Below are 15,119 nucleotides of genomic sequence, written 5' to 3' on the forward strand. Positions count from 1 at the left end.
CGAGGTCCCACAATACGGGGATGATTATATACCCATATCATGGTTACCATACAGGAGATAGATATGGAATTGAAAGGGAGCCAGACAGAAAAGAATCTTCTCGCCTCGTTTGCCGGGGAATCACAGGCCCGGACCCGGTACACCTTCTTTGCAAGCGTAGCCAAGAAGGAGGGGTACGAACAGATATCTTCACTCTTCATGGAGACTGCTGAGAATGAGAAAGAGCATGCCAAACTCTTCTTCAAGGCACTGCCTGGTGGCGAGGCTGAGATCACAGCATCATATCCGTCAGGGAAGATCGGGACCACTGCAGAGAACCTGAAGGCAGCAGCAGACGGAGAACAGCATGAATGGGGCACCTTATATCCCGAAGCTGCCGAGACTGCGGAGAAGGAGGGGTTCGCACAGGTCGCTCATATGTTCAGGGAGATAGCAAAAGTTGAAGCAGATCACGAGAGGCGGTACCGAAGACTTCTCTCACGTGTAGAGAAGTGCACGGTCTTCAGCAGGGAGGAAGAAGTCAGGTGGAAATGCCGGAACTGCGGATATGTGCACAGCGATAAAAATGCACCACAGACCTGTCCGGTCTGCTCTCACCCAATCAGTTACTTCGAACTATGGTGCGAGAACTACTGACCAGACTTCTCTTTTTCCGTGTCCTGAACCTGTCTGAAGGAATGGGAAGGAACATTCATCTCAAACCTCACCCCTAATCCAGGGACCCCGTTTTCACATATCGCTATCTGTGTGATCGAGAGGATCTCCTGGATCAGGAACATGCCAAAACCGGTATGCCTTCCGAAACCTTTTGTAAATATGACCTCTTTCTCCCCGGGATCAATTCCCACCCCGTCGTCCTTGTAGATAAGGATAAGAACACCATCATTGCACTCTGTTGAGAGGGTGATGGTTGTAACCTTACCACCATGCCGGATTGAATTATCTATGAGGTTGTAGAAGACCCGCTCCAGAAGGGGATCAGAGAGGATCTCGTACCTGATATCAGATGCAGAAAACCTGATCCCCTGCATTGTAAACGAAGTTGCTGCTTTTAGGAAAACTGCACCAGGATTCTGCCATGACGGCTGGTGAATGCCGAGATCTTCATACTCTCCTGATGATTCGGTATGCTGCTGCATCAACTTCAGGGTCCGGTTCATCCGGTTAAAGTACTCAGGCACCTCTGATTCTGCAGGATCATGCTGGAGAAGGTACACATACAGTTTCAGAGCAGATATCTGGTTCAGAATGTCATGCCTCGAGATCCCGGAGAGAAGATGCAGTTTCTGATTCATACTGATGAGCATCTCTTCGCCGTGCTTCTTTTCAGTGATATCATGAAAATTAAGAACCCTACCCTTCACCTCCCCATGTACCTGGTATGGGGTGATGGAGAGATCATAGATATTTCCAGAACGGGATGTGAGTTCGGTTGTGATTACACTGTCGTCTCCAGGGGGTGTCTGAAAGAGAGAATCTTCGAAAGAATCAGGTTCAACCAGGTGATAGTGGATAAGACGGATGATATCGAGATCAACCTCTTTCGTCTCGGCTGGGGACCTGATATCAAGCATCTCTCTCGCAGTACGGTTGTATCCCTTGACCTTTCCGGCAAGATCGATGACCACAATGCCATCAGCAGTAGAGTCTATGGTTGCCTGGGTGAATGCATTGATCTCGGTCAGTTCGGCTGTCCGATCCTGAACCATGCTCTCCAGGTGCTCCTGATACCTGATCAGGCTCTCTTCATTTGCCCTCTTTCTATCGATCTGGACGATTGTGAATCCAAGAAGAAAGAGCCCGAAGAAGATGACAATCCCGGTATCACCCAGATAAAGAGGGCCATCAGGGTGATCCCCAGCCTGGGGAAACAGGGTGAGTACAGAGACGGTAATCCCTGCAAAAAGCAGGGCCAATATGAATATCTCCAGAACCGGGGGGAGGCTTATGATCTTCCTTCTGCGTGACTCATAGAAGAGGCACCCGAAGATGGCGGCGATGATGGCGATGACCAGGTCCGGGGTGTAACTCATGCCACCTTCAAACAGAATCCTGTAGATGATGAGGAAACCGGTGATGATGCCTGCAGAGATCGGCCCACCCACGTATCCGGCAAGGGGAATGAGAACACCATTCAATCCGATCACCGGATGGGTCGTACCGGTCCAGGGAACAAGGATCCCCATCGCTGCCGCAACGCTGAATAACACACCGACCAGGAGAGAAAAAGTTACAGTTTTATTACGGTAAATCCGGGAGGGAATAAAATTATAGAGCAGAATGAGCATTATCAGGATACTGATATTCTCAAACCAGTGGCGGGTGGTAACAGATAAGACTGGGATGAGATCCACATATCCTCCGGTGCTAATCAAACAGCCTACTCTTGATCAGGTCAGGATAATATTCTTCCTTCATGAATGCAGAGGCAGGTTCAATTAACACGAATCCACCAGATGCAGTGCAGGCAGAGCAGACAGAAACACTTACCCTAACTCAAAGGTTGTCACCCCGAATATCTCGTTTAGGGGAAGGGATGGCAGATGCTTCGAGTACATCCTGGCTGTCCCGAAGACCTCAACCATCTTCCTGCTCTCTGCCATCCTGACTGCTTCTCTGTTCGGCTCCGGGGTGTCAAAGAATATGGTTTCACCAGGAACCGGGGCAGTAAGACCATCAAATAATTCTTCTGCAATCGCCGGAGAATCTGCAAATATCGGACCGATCTTGTATCCGTCAAAACACCTTCTGATAACCCCGTACCCGGTGACCCGCCCCCCGTCCATCAGGACAAGGGCTGAACCTTCAGGCTGGCGTATCCAGTGCTCGAGAAACGACCGGCGTTCGGCAGGAAAGTGAGCAGTGTCATAGGCAAAGAGGAGATCAAACGGGACATCTTCAGCAGACACAAGACGGGATGACTCCTTCCCGGATGCTGTGCCCTGCCACCTGATGTTCCGGTACGCAAACTTCAGCCCGTTCCGGGAGGCATACTTGTCCTGCATCTCATACACACCATCGATACCGAAGTTGCGGTCACCGACATGCTCATACATACGCTCGCAGAGTTTCCAGCCGACTCCGTGATCCTGGTATGGTTCTTTAACGATGTAGAACCCTCCGAACGAGAAGGAAGAGTCATAATTCGTTCCGACCACAACACCGATAATCTCACCATCCTTTTCAGCACAGAACCACCCGTCCGGATCCACGGCATAATGAGCAATAGCATCATGAATTCCGGGATTCCACCCCTGCTCTCTGGCCCAGGTAATGGGGATGTGTATCTCATCAGGTCTCATCGTACGTATCAGCATATTATCGGTCATAATTCGTACCAGAAGAGCGACGCCAGGGATGATAAGTGTTCAGGATTGATCTGGTCAGCGGAAAAACCAGGGGTGCCAGCCTGATACAAAACGGAAATAATAACCGGGGACGAGAACGAGATCAGTTCATGACCATGCCCGGGATTCTGCAGACAAGACTCGGATCACTCACCCTGCCAAACCCGTTTATCTTGGCATCAGGTCCACCTTCAGCTTCAGGTGAAATGATCAGAAGAGCTTTTCAGACAGGATGGGGAGGGGCAGTCATCAAGACCATTCATCCTGACGGAATGGAGATCAGGGATCTCTCGCCACGCTTTGCTGCTTGGAAGGGGCCAAAAGGAGATCTTCTCGGGTTTGAGAATGTGGAACTGCTCAGCAAGCGAACGGTCTCCTACTGGGAGAGCGAGATCAGAAGTCTCAAGCAGGACTTTCCAGAGAATCTGCTCATAGCTAGCATCATGGGGGATACTGATCCTGCAACGTGGCAGGATCTTGCTGTGCGGGTAGAAAATGCAGGATGTGACGCCATCGAACTGAACGTCTCCTGCCCACACGGGATGCCGGAGGCAGGGGTCGGAGCAGCGATAGGACAGAACGCGGACATGGTAAGGAACCTGACCAGAACCGTTTCAGAGGTTGTCGGGATTCCGGTGTATGTCAAGCTCACACCAAACATTACAGATATCTGCACTTCAGCAAGGGCTGCTGTAGAGGGAGGAGCGGACGGGATATCTGCAATCAACTCAGTTCAGTGCATCCTTGGCATAGACCTTGAGACCTTGACACCGGTACCATCAATCAATGGATCTTCCACAGCAGGTGGATACTCAGGACCTGCGATCAGACCGATCGGGCTGAAGATGGTATCAGAGATAGCCCGTACTGTTTCCCTGCCGATCATGGGGATCGGAGGGATCGGCAGATGGCAGGATGCAGCTGAATACATTCTCCTCGGTGCTTCAGCAGTGCAGGTCTGCACTGCAGTGATGTGGAACGGATATGGTATAATCAGGGCCATGAACAGAGGGATGGCAGAGTACCTGACCCAGAAAGGATACAATTCACCGGATGACATCAGGGGGGCAGCTCTCAGCAGGATAGAGCCCCATCAGGCGATCAGCAGAACCATCAGAATGCAGCCCGTTCCTCCTGAACCCGGAGTCTGCTCACGGTGCGGGAGGTGTGTCACTGCCTGCCGGGATGGAGGGTATGATGCACTCATAATGAAACCTGATGGCCTGACTGTTGACGAGTCACGATGCGACGGATGCGGACTCTGCCTGCTGGTATGCAGCACAGGGACCATCACTTCCAGGATCCACTCCACATAAGAAAGAGGTTTTCAAAATTGCGAGCCGGGTTATCTCCGGAAAAATTGCAATTAGATCGACCGGTTTACAATTTCCACAAGATAGGATCTGAACTGTTCCGGATCCTGCTCATGAAGATCACCAGCCAGTTCCAGAAGCAGTAGAAGTGACATGCTCCTCTCTGAATCCAGCTGCCGTGCAACCTGATGCACGATTCGCATATTCAGGTTCCACCGGTGAACCGGTCCGTATGATCCGAACCTGACAGGATCCACTGGAACACCATCTCTTATCGCCCTGATGTATGCGATATTCTTCCTGATCAGATCCCTTGTTACCAGACCTGAATGGGCAGAGACCAGGATCCTTGCCTGATCCTCAAGGAGCGATGTGAGTGTATCGATGTATTGATCAAGATCATAGGCATCGAGATAGGGGATCGGATCCTCAACAAGGTCGCCGAGGTAGAGAACCTTGTCGACCGTATCATAACATACCGACGAATCAGCGGTATGTCCGGGGGTATAACTGAACACGATCCCCTCATCCTCAAGAGTGAGCCGATCTGAAAAGGTCAGGTTCGGAGGTGTGAGTACAACATTCCCACGCTTTTGTGCGGCATTTTGCGCCAGATCAAATGTACCCCGCTGCAGCATCCGCTGACGACAGGACTCATGACCGATGATGAGGTGGTCCTTGAATACGGAGTTTCCCCAGATGTGATCCCAGTCTGAGTGCGAGTTGAAAATGAGCAGTCTGTGGCTTGCATGATTAACAGTCAGGATCTCAAAGACCTCGTTCATGGAGACCGGACCGAGATGAGTGTCACAGAGCAGATGAACATGGGTGCCAGTGATCAGGTACAGAGAGATACCATCATCAAAGGTCAGAAGACGCCCCCGCTCTGCGATCTGCTCAACTCTCATACGGTACGTGTGACGGACAGGGATAAAAATCTGGATACTGAAGATCAAAAGCCCGGGCACTCATGAGAGGAAAAAGGAGGGGAACAGTCATCAGTTAGTTGTTGAACTGTTACTTCACACGGACTGTGGAGAGTATTGCATCACGTACCGATGTCTGCTCCTCTGCCCGCTCATACCTGTCATAGACAAAGTTGATGTTATAGACCATACCGGGCCTGCAGAACAGGTATGTGACAGAGGTTCCCTTATCAGAGTTTTCGGCCGTGACCTTGACAACACCGGTACCATCCTCAAATTTTACCCCCTCGACATCAAACCTGACAAAGGTCATGGTCTTGATATTCACGGATCCATTAACAGCAATTTCGTGGGAGATGGCCATCTTCTCGTTGTATAACCCTTCGATGGTCGCATCTGTATTCTGCCAGGTGACCTGGATCGAGTCTTTACTGTCAGCTGCGGTCAGGATTGTCAGGAGGTTGATACCTCCCTGTCCTGCTACGGCCCGCATCTTCTCCAGTGATGAGTTGCTTATCTGCCTGAACCGATCAGGATAGGAGAATATGACGCCACCCTCATTATAGGTTATATTTCCAGCAGTTGGAATGGGTTCTCCTTCGATACCCAGAGAACCGGAGAGATTCCCGACAGAATTGGATATATTTTCAGAATGAAGAGATGGTGTGAGCTCCGGAACAACTGTCTTCTCTGCCTGGATTGTTGCAGGAGGAGCAGAGACTGATTTTTCATGCCCCTGGGACGTACAGCCCGCAAACATGGCTGCCCCGGTGACAAGAAGGATGAGAAGTATTCCGAAGATTCGTTCCTGCTTCATAGGCTCTTCATACATGTACTGAAAGGTAGAAATATCTCCTTTCCGGTTACGTAAAATTTTCAGGAAATCTGAACCGGTTCTGCTGAAATATCAGGGTAACCAGTTCTTCTCATTGTGGGTATGGTGCCAGGTGCAGAAGATCAGAAATCCAGGTTCAGGTGAACGCTCATCACTCTTCATGCTGATGAGTGTATATGGATGTGGTCAGGCAGGTTCTTGAAGCGATGGCTAAAACAGGAGATGCGGTGACAGCTCGGCACATATCACGCAAGACCGGTCTTGCACCCTCAACGCTCATCGGCGTTATGATGGGGATGATTAACCAGCGATACATCACTGAGGTCATTCCTGAAAGTGGGAGTGAGCAGCCTGCACGGTGTTCCTGTGCCTGCTGCACCAGCGATCAGGAAAAGACGAGTTCCCTTGACAGACGGATCTATCAGATCACTCCTCGGGGGAGAACATACCTGCAGAACTGGGAAGGAAAGACCCGTTAGTGCAGAAAGACAGAAGTTTGATCAATATAAATAGAATTAGATCAGAATTTTTTGCCGATTTGTAGATACAAGATCCGGGATTTCAGGATGAAGGAGAATGTACAGGAAACTGAACTGACCACCCAAAGGGGAAGACTGATCAGAGACCACAAACTTGAGATCATAACTCTGCTGGCTGTACTTGGATTCATCATGCTCTTCCTGGCCGTGAGTTCAGGTGGAGACCATATGTTCAGGGGATCAGACGATCTCGGGTCAGAGAAGATCGCAGAACTTACCGGAAGGCCTGTTGAATCGTTCTCCCCTTTGATCCCCCAGTATACACCTCCCAGCGGAGAGATTGAAGCGACACTCTTTGCACTCCAGGCCGCTGGTGGCGGGATCATCCTTGGCCTGATCATCGGGTACTGGATCGGGCAGAGAAGAACCAGGCAGGACCCCTGACTATGCTTGAGAGCTTACTCGATAGTGTGGCGCAGGAGAGTGCATTCAGGCACATCAACCCTGCGACTAAACTCCTCCTTGCCCTTGGCTCGCTCATACTCTGCCTGATATCACAGACACCGCTGGTGCCCATCTTCTCAGGGGTTGTTCTCAGCCTTGTTCTCATTTTTCCTGCACAAATATCCCCGTCGTTCTATGGAAAACTCCTGGCAGGTCCTGCCGTATTCACTGGCATCAGTGTGGCAATCCTCCTGTTTCTGACCGGCGGAGGTGAGACGATCTGGAGTTTCAGCCCTGTGCCGGGTATCCTGCTTACCATCTCAGAGGGCGGTATACACCAGGTGTTCCTGATCCTCTCCCGGGTGTTCGGATGCTCGATATCTCTCTTCTTCCTGATTCTGACAACCCCGATGACCGACCTCTTCAGCTGTATGAAAAAAGCACGGGTCCCGGTGGAACTGATCGACCTGATGATGATCATCTACCGGTACATCTTCATCATTTATGATCTGGCAGCAGAGATCTGGCTTTCCCAGGTGATGCGTCTCGGGTACCGAAGACCAGTAGAGTCTGTCCGCTCCTTCTCCATGCTCTGCGGAACCCTTTTCATCTCAAGTTGGAACGCAGGCGAGGATCTGATTCATGCCATGGACTGCCGGTGTTACAGCGGAGTATTTCCCACACTGGAAGAGGCAGAGCCGATCAGGTTCATCTCACTCTCACCTGTACTCGGATACCTCGGGATCCTGGCAGGCCTCCTGATGATCACTCACTTCTGAATCAGGACAGGTATTCCAGATCCCAGAAAAACTTGGCAGTTCTCATAAACCAGGAGAGACCCGGCAAGTAATGGCTGATCACCGGATCAGATATGCGGAGACTGCACATATATGAGCATGAGACCGGTAATAGAGATCGAAGGGCTCTCACGGAGTTTTGGTGATCTCTGTGCTGTCGATGACCTGAATCTCTCCATCGGTACCGAAATATTTGGCCTGCTCGGCCCGAACGGGTCAGGAAAAACAACAACGGTTCTGATGCTTACAACCCTCCTGCGGCCGACATCAGGAACCGCATCTATTCACGGTCACTCCTGTATTACAGAGCCCATGCAGGTCAGGAAGCATATATCGTATGTTCCCCAGGAGATGGCAGTCGATATTAAACTCACAGGCAGGGAGAATGTCTGGTTCTTTGCAAAGATGTATGGCGTTCCAAGGCCTCATGATCGGGTCGATGAGGTGCTGGGAATCCTCAATCTGACCGATAGGGCTGACGATCTGGTCAGAACCTACTCAGGAGGGATGAGGCGGAGGCTTGAACTCGCCCAGGCCCTTGTACACGAGCCTGATGTTCTCTTTCTGGACGAGCCGACCATCGGCCTTGATGTCTCTGCACGAAGGAACATCTGGGAGCATATCACCCGGCTGCGCAGGGATGGTATGACGGTCTTTGTCACAACCCATTACATGGATGAGGCCGACCATGCCTGTGACAGGGTTGGGATCATCGATCAGGGACGGCTGGTTGCCGTAGACACACCTGCTGCACTCAGGCATCAGTCAGCACCTGATGTCATCTCGGTCAGAATTTCAGGATCGTATCACCCGATTTCAGGAGATTTTTTCACCCCCCTTGGCAGGGACGGCGAGGTCTGGATGTTTGCAACCGAAGATGGTTTGGTTGCTCTCCCCCAACTCAAGGATCTGCTTGAGAAAGCAGGAAACACCATCGGGGGTGTCTCACTCCGCTCTGCAACACTCGATGATGTATTTCTTCAGCGGATTACAACGCGGAAAGAACCTGAAGGGTTTGACGAACGAAAGTTCAGAACCATGCTCAGGAGACGGTGATGAAGCAGATCGCATACTACTTCTGGCGTGACCTGATCCGCTGGACCCGGAGCAGGGCATCAGTTGTCTCATCCCTGGTGATGCCTGCTGCCTGGCTCATCTTTGTCGGTCTTGCCCTGCCGATCAGGTTTACAGACAATTATCTCGAGTTCATCACCCCAGGAATCCTGGTCATGACCGTGTACATGACCTCGCTACAAGGTGGAGCCCTCATCCTCTTTGACAAGATCCTCGGGTACTTCAACAAGTTCCTTGCTCTTCCTGCTCCGAGAGAGACCCTGCTTCTGGGAAAGATCTTCTTTGTCACCTTCAGGGGTCTTGTACAGGCGACGATCATCCTGATCCTTGCGATAATCCTCGGTGCAAAACCGCTCTCCCTGGCCGGGCTTGCACAGACGTACCTGCTCCTCTTCCTCCTCGGAATGCTCTTCTCCTGCCTCGCCAGCACGATTGCACTCTACCTCGGGGATCACGACAGTTATGCAGCAGTCAACTCGATGATCAGCATGCCCCTCTTCTTCACCTCAAGTGCCCTGATGCCCTATGACAAGATGCCCTCCTGGCTCAGTATCCCTGCACATCTCAACCCGCTCAGTTTTGCGATCGACGGGATCAGGGGTGCAGAGGCAGGAGCCTTCCCGTTGCTGCAGATAGGTGGCCTTTCTGCTGCCCTTTGTGTTGTGCTTACAATCTCCGTCTTTCTCTTCAGGCGGATAACTGTCTAGATCTCCCGAAAGAGAGATGAGGAATCGGCACCGATGAGATGGTATGTGCATGCCTTCATCACCGATCCCCTCATTCGAGGAGGTCGTGAGATTTCACGGCCACGTATGCCCGGGACTGGCAATAGGGTACCAGATATCATTGGCGGCAATGAATGCTCTAGGGGTCTCGCGGCCTGACGATGAGGAACTGGTTGCAATAGCAGAGACCGATGCATGCGGGGTTGATGCAATCCAGGTCGTCACCGGATGTACGGCAGGAAAGGGCAATCTCATCATAAAAGACTATGGAAAGCACGTCTTCACGTTCATCAACAGAGCCAACGGCGAGGCAGTGCGGGTGCAGGGGATACAGCCCGATATCCCGGAGCGGGCAGCACTCGGAGAACTGAGACCAAAGATCTTCGGCTGTACCGCAACCGAGGAGGAGCAGAGAGCCTATCACACCCTCACTCATACCGTTGTGAAAAAGATCCTCGAATTCAGACCGGAAGAGGTCACAACAGTAGAAAAGGTTTCAGTAGAACTCCCGGGAGAAGCAAAGATATTCTCCTCCATCCCATGTGGCTGCTGTGGAGAGATGGTTGCAGATGCCAAAACAAGGGAGTATGATGGGAAGAAGATCTGCATCCCCTGTTACCTGAAAAAGACAGCCTGACAGAAAAACCGATCCAGGTCATCTTTTTGAGAACCTCCCGGGAAGCCTCTTATTACGACTGACTCTCCCCGGTTCTAATGCTGGTCTCATCATGATGGGTCAGAGCCGAATACTCTGCTCCCGGGATACAGTCAAGACCCGGAATGTACGGCTTTATGTCGATCACCGGCGAGCCGTCCAGGGCCTCAATGCCCGATACCGTGATGACTCCGTCCTCAAACGAAACCATTCTGCCGATTGAGAGGGCTATGGGATTTGGCCGTGCCGGAGACCTGATCGTGAAGACCGGACGATCCTCGATCCATTCAGGCCTGCGTGAAAAGAGCACATTCCGCTCTGCACGATCCATCCAGTACAGAACCCAGATGTGGGATATCCCGATCATCTCTCCAAGACCTGCACGATATTCCGGATAGATGGTTATTGTGGAACACCCCTCACACTCCCTGCCCTGGCGGGGTGCCTGCTGTCTTGTCTTGAAAGGTGAACTGATGATACCGATAGGGGTGAGTTCAATCATAAGAGAGGAATGTACAGTTCACCAATTAATATGTGATCCTGCCAGCATTGAGGATCAGTGAAAACGGCAGGTCATGCAGAAGAAGAGTCTGAATCAGCATCAGGAACGACGCCAAAGTCAATCACCCGTTCTGCGATATCACCCGAGTACTCGCCGATCCGGCGGATGCTGTCTGTGATCTTTCGTGCTATCATCACCGAATCGGTAGGAAGTGCCAGGATATCCTGGTTGATCTGGTGCAGGGACTGTTCTAGTGGTGATGCAGATCCGAGAACCCGGTTCGCTTTTTTCATATCGTGGGAGAAGAATGCAGAAACACTCTGCTCAAACAGCTTATCAGCCTCTGACATCGCCCTGCTGATCATAAAGCGGACCTCTTCTGCAATTGCTCCAGACCCTATCATGCCGACGCTCCTGGAGATCAGAACCGCATGATCAGCAACCCGTTCCACGATCCGCCCGGTCTGGAGGTAGTGGAGCACTTCAGAGATGGTTGTCTTCATCCTCTCTGCATTGCGTGGGCTCTGCAGGATCATACTTGTCTGCCGTGAGATCAGCCAGAACAGGCGGTCAACGTCACGATCCCTGAACTCAACGTCCTGTATCCTTGCCAGGTCGCCTGACTTCAGCCCTTCGGCGGAGTCGGTGAGCATGCCCGTGGTGACCGCATACATCCTTCTGAACGAGGTCTCCAGCGGCATATCAAGGGGGTTGAAGAGATCCCTGAGAATAATGACTGTCTCCTCCTCTTCGACCGGCTCAAGCCCGATGACCTGATCTGAGAAGGCCCTGATGGTCCGCCGAAGTGTGCCCTGAATACGGTCTTTTGACCTGATCTCGATGATATTGTATCCTGCAATATAGATACCGACCAGAATCCTAAAGAGCATCTGCGAGTCCATTCCCTGCTCAATGTTCACAACTCGTGTGCGGGGGGGCAGATCGCCGGTAAGGTTTCCTGTGATCATCAGATCACCGTCAGCCTGGATCATCACACCGACAGGATCATTCTTCCTGATATTGAGGGAGGTGACCCAGTCTTTGGGCAACGTGAGTACATAGGATGAACCCCCGGTCATCTGAACCCTTCTGATATCCATCTCTGCTCGGGTCAGTGCTACTCCCCGGAATATAGCATCTTTCCCCGGTAAGTACAGAGATCTCTATAGTTACCATACCCCACTAGAATCTCCGGGAAGAATCATGATAACAAAACCGGGGAGATAAGGATCAGACAGCCTCCTGAGACCGGTATGTCAGATGGCATAATGTAAGGTTCCGGGATACTCGATATGAAACGATTATCATGACCATAACTGGCTCTGAACGATCTCTCCGGGAACGTCTCACCCATCGTCCGATGGAGCAGGGTGTAAAAGTTCTCTGGTTTCTCTGTGCGATCTCATCCATCATAGCCATATTCTGTATTCTGGGATTTTTACTCTACGATGCAATCCCCGCATTCATGGAGATCGGCCTGATACCATTCCTCACCGGGGAAAGGTGGGACCCGACCAGTGTTATACCAAAGTTCGGAACAGTACCGCTCATCGTCGGTACACTCCTGGTTACCTTCGGTGCTATGGTTTTTGCAGTCCCGCTCGGGCTTGCTTCTGCAATTTTCATATCTGAACTTGCTTCGCCCAGGCTCAGACACATGCTCAAACCGGCCATCGAACTCCTTGCAGGTATCCCATCGGTGCTGTATGGTTTCTTCGGGCTGGTCATCCTTGTGAAGATGATTCAGGACTGGGCACACGTGTCAAGTGGTGAGTCTGTTCTTGCAGGGTCTATCCTCCTCGGCATCATGGCTCTCCCCACGATCATCAGCGTTTCAGAGGATGCACTAAGCTCCATTCCCAGATTTCTGAAAGAGGGGTCTCTTGCACTTGGAGCAACCCACTGGCAGACCATAGCCAGGGTTCTGCTTCCTGCTGCACTCCCTGGGATCACCGCTGCAATCATTCTCGGTATCGGCAGGGCTGTCGGAGAGACGATGGCAGTGATCATGGTCACCGGAAACGCCGGAATCATCCCTGATCCAATCTGGGATATCTTCTCCCCCGTCAGAACCCTGACCGGAACACTAGGGATAGAGATGGGAGAGGTTGCGGTGGGATCGCTTCACTACCACGCCCTCTTCGGTGTCGCCGTTCTTCTGCTTATAATATCGCTGATCATCAACCTTCTCTCTCTCGAGGTTATGAAGTGGATACACCGTTCACAGACAGGAGGAAGTAAATGTCAGAAGTCACGATTCCAGGGCGTATCTGTTTACTTCTCGTCCGTCACCCCTTACATCCCGTGGGTTCTTCTCATAGGCTGTATGGCGCTCCTTGTTGCGGTAGGACTCTGGACAGGGGCGGTCGCCCTCCTGGCAGTATTAGCCATCCACGCTCTCGTTGACCGGTTCTGCAAAAAACAACAGGTACAGCAGATCTGGTTTTCGGGGATCTCTTTTGTGATGGCTCTCGTTGTTGCGATCCTCGTCTTCATCCTCTATGACATCTTCTCACACGGTCTTCCTTATGTGAGCCTTGATTTCATCACCCAGCCACCCTCTAACCTCGGGCGTGGTGGAGGAATCTTCCCTGCAATCATCGGGACATTTTACCTGATCCTCGGATCGATCGCACTCGCATTTCCTCTCGGAATCGGTGCTGCGATCTATCTGGTCGAATACACCAGAGAGAATACCCTTACGAAGATCATCAGGACCGCAACTGATCTGCTCAACGGAACACCATCCATCGTGTTCGGGCTCTTCGGATTCACCTTCCTTGTCATCTTCCTCGGGTTCGGGATCTCGCTCATCGCCGGTGTCATTACCCTCGCTCTGATGGTGCTCCCGACCGTGATCAGAACGACCGAGGAGGCACTCCGCAGTGTGCCGGACAGCCTTCGTGAGGGTTCGTATGCCCTCGGCGCAACCAAGTGGCAGACTGTCCGCAGAGTGGTCCTCCCGCCAGCAATGCCTGGCATCATCACCGGGGCGATCCTTGCCATCGGCAGAGCAGCAGGAGAGACCGCCCCGATCATGTTCACTGCGGTTGTCTTCATGCAGAGGCGGCTTCCGGAGTCGATTCTTGACCCGGTTATGGCCCTTCCATATCACCTCTTTGTCCTGGCAACCACGGTTCCCGGGGCACGGAATAACCAGTACGCAACAGCCGTGGTTCTCCTTGTCCTGGTAATTGCAATATACGGAGTAGCAATCGTGATCAGAAATCATTTTGACCGGAAAGTCCGGTGGTAACAATGAACGAAGACAGTATCATCAATGTCAAGAACCTCAATCTCTGGTACGGAGAGACCCAGGCCCTGAGAAATATCTCCATGCCAATAGCCCACCGGAAAGTAACATCACTCATCGGGCCATCAGGGTGTGGAAAATCAACCCTCATCAGGTGTTTTAACCGGATGAACGATCTTGTATCGATCTGCAGGATAGAGGGCTCGATCACCTTCCATGACAAGGAGATCTACGGAACAGGTGCTGATGCCGTTGACATCAGGATGCAGATCGGCATGGTCTTTCAGAAGCCGAATCCATTCCCCAAGTCTATCTATGAGAATATCGCATATGGCCCCAGGATTCATGGCATCAAAAACAGGGCAGAGATCGACCGGATCGTGGAGTCAAGCCTGAAGAAGGCGGCACTGTGGGAAGAGGTCAAAACAAGACTTCATGACTCTGCACTCGGGCTCTCGGGAGGACAGCAACAGCGTCTCTGCATCGCACGGACTCTTGCGGTAAATCCTGAAGTGATCCTGATGGACGAGCCGTGCAGTGCCCTTGATCCTATTGCAACTGCAAAGATCGAGGACCTTATCGAGGAACTCAAGACCGAGTACTGTGTGGTGATCGTCACCCATAGCATGTCGCAGGCTGCACGTGTCTCTGATTTCACTGCATTCATGTACCTCGGGGATCTGATCGAGTTCGGGGAAACACGGCAGATCTTTGAGAATCCAAAGAAAGAACTGACTGAGAATTACATTACCGGAAGATTCGGGTGAGG

The 15,119-nt window shown here is 51.7% G+C and carries 16 protein-coding genes; 10 read left to right on the plus strand and 6 right to left on the minus strand.

Features of this window, described 5'->3' with window-relative positions; all coding sequences use genetic code 11:
* Nucleotides 1–63: 63 nt before the first annotated feature.
* Nucleotides 64–636 (plus strand): rubrerythrin, encoded by a 573-nt coding sequence (gene rbr, locus ACHZA2_RS06915; RefSeq protein ID WP_319579115.1) that lies wholly within the window; start codon nt 64–66, stop codon nt 634–636.
* Here rbr and ACHZA2_RS06920 read toward each other — a convergent pair.
* Together ACHZA2_RS06920 and ACHZA2_RS06925 are read right to left on the minus strand one after the other, a co-directional pair.
* A complete protein-coding gene (locus ACHZA2_RS06920; protein WP_319579116.1) occupies nt 630–2,354 on the minus strand; it encodes an ATP-binding protein in 1,725 nt (574 codons plus the stop codon). The genes rbr and ACHZA2_RS06920 overlap by 7 nt on opposite strands.
* A 132-nt stretch (nt 2,355–2,486) precedes the next feature.
* Nucleotides 2,487–3,329: a GNAT family N-acetyltransferase gene (locus ACHZA2_RS06925; RefSeq protein ID WP_319579117.1), complete on the minus strand. Its 843-nt coding sequence runs from the start codon at nt 3,327–3,329 to the stop codon at nt 2,487–2,489.
* Between the two features lie 35 nt (nt 3,330–3,364).
* Here ACHZA2_RS06925 and preA point away from each other — a divergent pair, with 35 nt between their 5' ends.
* Nucleotides 3,365–4,663 carry an NAD-dependent dihydropyrimidine dehydrogenase subunit PreA gene (gene preA / locus ACHZA2_RS06930; protein ID WP_319579118.1) on the plus strand — a complete coding sequence of 433 codons (1,299 nt, stop codon included), beginning with the start codon at nt 3,365–3,367 and terminating at the stop codon, nt 4,661–4,663.
* A gap of 50 nt (nt 4,664–4,713) precedes the next feature.
* On the opposite strand, the gene ACHZA2_RS06935 is transcribed toward preA, so the two are convergent.
* Entirely contained in the window at nt 4,714–5,568 is an 855-nt protein-coding gene (locus tag ACHZA2_RS06935; protein ID WP_319579119.1) for an MBL fold metallo-hydrolase, read from the minus strand.
* Nucleotides 5,569–5,677: 109 nt separating this feature from the next.
* Nucleotides 5,678–6,418, minus strand: coding sequence for a hypothetical protein (locus ACHZA2_RS06940; protein WP_319579120.1), 741 nt, complete (start codon nt 6,416–6,418; stop codon nt 5,678–5,680).
* 179 nt (nt 6,419–6,597) lie between these two features.
* On the opposite strand from ACHZA2_RS06940, the gene ACHZA2_RS06945 reads away from it, so the two are divergent.
* The 6 genes from ACHZA2_RS06945 to ACHZA2_RS06970 all read left to right on the plus strand — a co-directional run bounded on the left by ACHZA2_RS06945 (nt 6,598) and on the right by ACHZA2_RS06970 (nt 10,577).
* Entirely contained in the window at nt 6,598–6,900 is a 303-nt protein-coding gene (locus tag ACHZA2_RS06945) for a helix-turn-helix domain-containing protein (protein ID WP_319579121.1), read from the plus strand.
* Between the two features lie 87 nt (nt 6,901–6,987).
* The gene (locus ACHZA2_RS06950) at nt 6,988–7,344 is read left to right on the plus strand and encodes an energy-coupling factor ABC transporter substrate-binding protein (RefSeq protein WP_319579122.1); all 357 of its coding nucleotides are present in this window, start codon (nt 6,988–6,990) and stop codon (nt 7,342–7,344) included.
* Between the two features lie 2 nt (nt 7,345–7,346).
* Nucleotides 7,347–8,123 (plus strand): cobalt ECF transporter T component CbiQ, encoded by a 777-nt coding sequence (cbiQ, locus tag ACHZA2_RS06955; protein ID WP_319579123.1) that lies wholly within the window; start codon nt 7,347–7,349, stop codon nt 8,121–8,123.
* A 111-nt stretch (nt 8,124–8,234) separates the two neighbouring features.
* On the plus strand, nt 8,235–9,197 hold the full coding sequence (locus ACHZA2_RS06960; RefSeq protein ID WP_394698514.1) for an ABC transporter ATP-binding protein: 963 nt from the start codon (nt 8,235–8,237) through the stop codon (nt 9,195–9,197).
* On the plus strand, nt 9,197–9,922 hold the full coding sequence (locus tag ACHZA2_RS06965; protein ID WP_319579125.1) for an ABC transporter permease: 726 nt from the start codon (nt 9,197–9,199) through the stop codon (nt 9,920–9,922). The genes ACHZA2_RS06960 and ACHZA2_RS06965 overlap by 1 nt, the downstream gene beginning before the upstream one ends.
* A gap of 49 nt (nt 9,923–9,971) precedes the next feature.
* Nucleotides 9,972–10,577 (plus strand): FmdE family protein, encoded by a 606-nt coding sequence (locus ACHZA2_RS06970; protein ID WP_319579126.1) that lies wholly within the window; start codon nt 9,972–9,974, stop codon nt 10,575–10,577.
* Nucleotides 10,578–10,629: 52 nt separating this feature from the next.
* On the opposite strand, the gene tsaA is transcribed toward ACHZA2_RS06970, so the two are convergent.
* Nucleotides 10,630–11,097 (minus strand): tRNA (N6-threonylcarbamoyladenosine(37)-N6)-methyltransferase TrmO, encoded by a 468-nt coding sequence (gene tsaA, locus ACHZA2_RS06975; RefSeq protein ID WP_319579127.1) that lies wholly within the window; start codon nt 11,095–11,097, stop codon nt 10,630–10,632.
* A gap of 71 nt (nt 11,098–11,168) precedes the next feature.
* Nucleotides 11,169–12,197, minus strand: a complete 1,029-nt coding sequence (locus ACHZA2_RS06980) for a phosphate uptake regulator PhoU (protein ID WP_319579128.1) — start codon at nt 12,195–12,197, stop codon at nt 11,169–11,171.
* Between the two features lie 206 nt (nt 12,198–12,403).
* Here ACHZA2_RS06980 and pstA point away from each other — a divergent pair, with 206 nt between their 5' ends.
* Together pstA and pstB are read left to right on the plus strand one after the other, a co-directional pair.
* On the plus strand, nt 12,404–14,353 hold the full coding sequence (gene pstA / locus ACHZA2_RS06985; RefSeq protein WP_319579129.1) for a phosphate ABC transporter permease PstA: 1,950 nt from the start codon (nt 12,404–12,406) through the stop codon (nt 14,351–14,353).
* Between the two features lie 2 nt (nt 14,354–14,355).
* Complete coding sequence (gene pstB, locus ACHZA2_RS06990; RefSeq protein ID WP_319579130.1) at nt 14,356–15,117, plus strand: phosphate ABC transporter ATP-binding protein PstB; 762 nt, start codon at nt 14,356–14,358, stop codon at nt 15,115–15,117.
* Nucleotides 15,118–15,119 lie beyond the last annotated feature (2 nt).

Source organism: uncultured Methanospirillum sp., assembly GCF_963668415.2.
Classification (GTDB): Archaea; Halobacteriota; Methanomicrobia; order Methanomicrobiales; family Methanospirillaceae; genus Methanospirillum.

Excerpts from the sequence above, each read along its gene's own strand:
- rbr (WP_319579115.1), top strand. The coding sequence starts at position 64 with ATGGAATTGAAAGGGAGCCAGACAGAAAAGAATCTTCTCGCCTCGTTT.
- ACHZA2_RS06925 (WP_319579117.1), bottom strand. The coding sequence starts at position 3,329 with ATGACCGATAATATGCTGATACGTACGATGAGACCTGATGAGATACAC.
- ACHZA2_RS06935 (WP_319579119.1), bottom strand. The coding sequence starts at position 5,568 with ATGAGAGTTGAGCAGATCGCAGAGCGGGGGCGTCTTCTGACCTTTGAT.
- ACHZA2_RS06940 (WP_319579120.1), bottom strand. The coding sequence starts at position 6,418 with ATGTATGAAGAGCCTATGAAGCAGGAACGAATCTTCGGAATACTTCTC.
- ACHZA2_RS06945 (WP_319579121.1), top strand. The coding sequence starts at position 6,598 with ATGGATGTGGTCAGGCAGGTTCTTGAAGCGATGGCTAAAACAGGAGAT.
- ACHZA2_RS06950 (WP_319579122.1), top strand. The coding sequence starts at position 6,988 with ATGAAGGAGAATGTACAGGAAACTGAACTGACCACCCAAAGGGGAAGA.
- cbiQ (WP_319579123.1), top strand. The coding sequence starts at position 7,347 with ATGCTTGAGAGCTTACTCGATAGTGTGGCGCAGGAGAGTGCATTCAGG.
- ACHZA2_RS06960 (WP_394698514.1), top strand. The coding sequence starts at position 8,235 with ATGAGCATGAGACCGGTAATAGAGATCGAAGGGCTCTCACGGAGTTTT.
- ACHZA2_RS06965 (WP_319579125.1), top strand. The coding sequence starts at position 9,197 with ATGAAGCAGATCGCATACTACTTCTGGCGTGACCTGATCCGCTGGACC.
- ACHZA2_RS06970 (WP_319579126.1), top strand. The coding sequence starts at position 9,972 with ATGCCTTCATCACCGATCCCCTCATTCGAGGAGGTCGTGAGATTTCAC.
- tsaA (WP_319579127.1), bottom strand. The coding sequence starts at position 11,097 with ATGATTGAACTCACCCCTATCGGTATCATCAGTTCACCTTTCAAGACA.
- ACHZA2_RS06980 (WP_319579128.1), bottom strand. The coding sequence starts at position 12,197 with ATGGATATCAGAAGGGTTCAGATGACCGGGGGTTCATCCTATGTACTC.
- pstA (WP_319579129.1), top strand. The coding sequence starts at position 12,404 with ATGACCATAACTGGCTCTGAACGATCTCTCCGGGAACGTCTCACCCAT.
- pstB (WP_319579130.1), top strand. The coding sequence starts at position 14,356 with ATGAACGAAGACAGTATCATCAATGTCAAGAACCTCAATCTCTGGTAC.